The sequence below is a fragment of the Pseudomonas sp. JV245A genome (assembly GCF_032424515.1).
GTDB lineage: Bacteria > Pseudomonadota > Gammaproteobacteria > Pseudomonadales > Pseudomonadaceae > Aquipseudomonas > Aquipseudomonas protegens.
The window spans coordinates 1-3,174 of the sequence record NZ_VYKE01000293.1 but is presented as its reverse complement, the minus strand read 5'-3'; the positions used below and the strand labels follow the sequence as shown (position 1 = coordinate 3,174).

General features: G+C 67.6%; 2 protein-coding genes. Both read right to left on the bottom strand.

The genetic code is table 11. The features are described 5' to 3' along the window. Nucleotides 1–1,629: ABC transporter ATP-binding protein (locus tag F6S12_RS30750; protein ID WP_315869763.1), on the bottom strand; the 1,629-nt coding region annotated here is incomplete at its 3' end. Nucleotides 1,630–1,870: 241 nt separating this feature from the next. Beyond that, nucleotides 1,871–3,118 (bottom strand): acyl-CoA dehydrogenase family protein, encoded by a 1,248-nt coding sequence (locus tag F6S12_RS30745; protein ID WP_315869762.1) that lies wholly within the window; start codon nucleotides 3,116–3,118, stop codon nucleotides 1,871–1,873. Between the last annotated feature and the right edge of the window lie 56 nt (nucleotides 3,119–3,174).

Sequence of the window (3,174 nt, the reverse complement as noted above, 5' to 3'; positions counted from 1 at the left end):
GGTGGTGGCCCGGCCCTGGTCTCGGCGCAACTGGCGGATGTTGTCCAGCACCTGGCGTTCGCTGATGGCGTCCAGGGCGCTGGTGGCGTCGTCGAGGCAGAGAATGTCCGGCTCCCCCAGCAGCGCCCGGGCCAGGCTCAGGCGCTGGCGCTGGCCACCGGAGAGGGTGACCCCGCGATCGCCGAGGCGGCTGTCCAGCCCTTGGGGCAAGCGTTCCAGTACGTCTTCGGCGGCTGCCAGGGCCAGGCCCTGGCGCAGTTGCCGGTGGCTGGCGTCGGGGGCCGTGAGGCGCAGGTTGGCCGCCAGGGTGTCGGAAAACAGGAAGCTTTCCTGGGGCACCACATGCACCCGGCGCCGCAGCTGTTGCAGGTCCAGGTCGCGCACGTCCTGCCAGCCGCTGAGTTCCGAGCCCAGCAGCACCCGGCCGGCACCGGCCTCGGTGAGGCGCGGCAGGAGGCTGGCCAACAGGCTCTTGCCGGTGCCGGTGGCGCCCACCAGGGCCACCACCTCGCCGGGCTCAAGGCTCAGGGAGCAGTCATCGAGAATCTTCCGGCCACCGCCGGGGGCGCTGACGCTGACCCCCTCCAGGCGCAACCCCAGGGGCGCCTGGGGCAGCCGGGCGTTGCCACTGCGGATGTGCAGCGGCTCGTCCAGCAACTGCCAGATGCGCTCGGCACTGGAGCGGGCATCGGCAAAGGTCTGCATCACCCGGCCGATGCCTTCGATGCGAAACACCAGGGTGGTGACGATCAGCAGGGCGCTGACCAGCTCGCCGATCCCCAGCTGCCCGGCCGCCACCTGATGAGCGCCGTAGACCAGGATCCACACGTGGCTGAGGGCGACCACGGCCTGGGGCAGGGGGATACGCGAACTGGAATAGGCCAGGGCCCGGCGCGCGTGCTCGGCGAACAGCCCGACCTGGGCGGCAAAACCCTGGATGCGGCTGTGCTCCAGGGCGAAGGACTTGATCACCCGCACCCCGCCGATGCCCTCGCTGAGGTCCTGGTTGACCCGGTCGTAGGCAGCGCCCACTGCGCGGTCAAGGCTCACCAGGTGCTCGGTCTGGCGCACGAAGATCCACAGTCCGCAGGCGGTGAGCAGCAGCGGCACCACCGCCAGCCAGGGGCTGTACCAGGCCAGCAGGCCGACCGTGGCCAGCACCACCAGGGGCGTTTCCACCACCTGGCGCCAGAAGCTGATCAGGGCATCGCGGACCTTGTCTGCATCACGGGTGGTGCGGGTGATCATTTCACCCATGCCGTGCTGCCAGTGGTAGCCCAGGTGCAGGCCCTGGACCTGCTGCAGGATGCGCTCGCGCAGGCGGGTCAGCAGTTCCTGGCTGAGCACCAGGGACAACACCGTGGCGGCGTACTGCAACAGGCCGCGGCCCAGGGCCACCGCCAGCAGCAGCCACAGCCAGTACCAGCCCAGGCTGGCATCCAGGCTGCCGTCGGCCAGGTGCTTTACCGCCTGCCCGCTGCTGACATCGTTGACCGCATGGCCGATCAGCCACTGCTGCCAGACCAGCCCGAGGTTGACGGCGACATAGAGCAGCGCCACCAGGGTGAAGCGCCAGGGCACTTCCCGGTAGATCGCCAGCGCGCGCAAAAGAGGGTGTTTTTCGATCATGCAGGGCTCGTTCAAAAAATCGGCCACCCCCGTAGGAGCAGACTTGCCGGCGAAGAGGCCCTCGAGCCTTGTGTCGGTCTTGAGGACGCCTTCGCTGGCGAGCCAGCTCCTACGGTGTGCGTGATGCCATGGTTATTGGTAGGAGCCGGCTTGCCGGCGAAGAGGCCCTCGAGCCTTGTGTCGGTCTTGAGGACGCCTTCGCTGGCAAGCCAGCTCCTACGAGGGATGGCGGTGGTTGGGGTTATGGCGCGGGGCGGGTCGCGCCCTGTTGCTCCTTGGCGTTGAGGATCGCGGTGTATTCGCCCGGGTCGACGCCGTTGAGGTAGTAGTTGCCCACGTGGTGCAGGCGCCAGCGGATCGGGTCGTGGGTGGTGTGCACCCGGGCATTGCGCCAGAAGCGGTCGAGGTTCCATTTGCTCAGGGAGGAACTGGCCCCCAACAGCGAGAAGATGTCGCTGGAGATCTTCAGCGAGGCGCTGTCGGAATGGGCCCGGGCGGTGGCCACGGACAGGATCAACTGATCCTGCAGTTCCTTGTTGTCCGGGTCCAGCTCGTGTTCGTCGAACACCCGCGCGGCATCGCGCAGCAAGGATTCGGCAGCACGCAGGGCCACCGCGTATTCACCGATCTGCTTGATGATGTGCGGCTCTTCGCTGGCGTGGTCGACGCCGCTTTCCACCCAGGGCCGGGCGTGCTGCTTGAGGTAGTCCACCGCGGCCCCCAGGGCTCCGGCGGCGATCCCGGTGTCGATGGCCGCATGGAGGATCTGCGGGAAGGTCAGGCCGGTGCGTTTCATCGGGCCCTTGCGCGGCGAGACAAAGTCTTCGTCCAGTTCGATGTTGTCGAACAGCACCGTGCCGCTGACCGAATTCTGCTGGCCGAAGGCATGCCAGTCGTCCACCAGGGTCAGGCCCGGGGCGTTGCGGTTGAGCAGCACCCCGGCGCCGCCTTCTTCGCTGGCGGCGGTCAGGGAAATCCATTCGGCCAGGTAGGAACCGGTGGAGTAGAACTTGCTGCCGTTAAGGATCAGCTTGCCGTCGGCGCGGCGCTCGATACGGGTCTTGAGGGCGAACTTGTTCTTGCCGCCGATCTCCGCCAGGGCATTGCCCAGGCGCTTGCCGGCCAGCACGTCGCTGACCAGGCGGTCGCGCACGGCATCCGGGTAACCGTTGAAGATGCCCCGCAGCATCACGTTGTGGATCTGCAGCAACTGGCCGACACCGCCATCGGCCACCGAGATCAGGCGCACCGTTTCGACGATGGTGGCCACCGAGGCCCCCAGGCCACCGAATGCCTTGGGCACACCGATGGCGGTCAGGCCGCTGTCGGACAGCAACTGCGCCTGGCGCCGCGGCAACTGGCCGTTGGCCTGGCTGTCGGCGGCGATGGCGGCGATTTCCGTGGCGATTTCCCGGGCCACGGCGATGGCTTCGGCCTCGCTGCCCAGGATACGGACCGGAGTGACAGGAAGGGCTTGAACGCTACTCATGCTGGTACCTCTATCTGAAGAAATCTGCCCCCAGGGGCGTGTGTATCGACCTGATC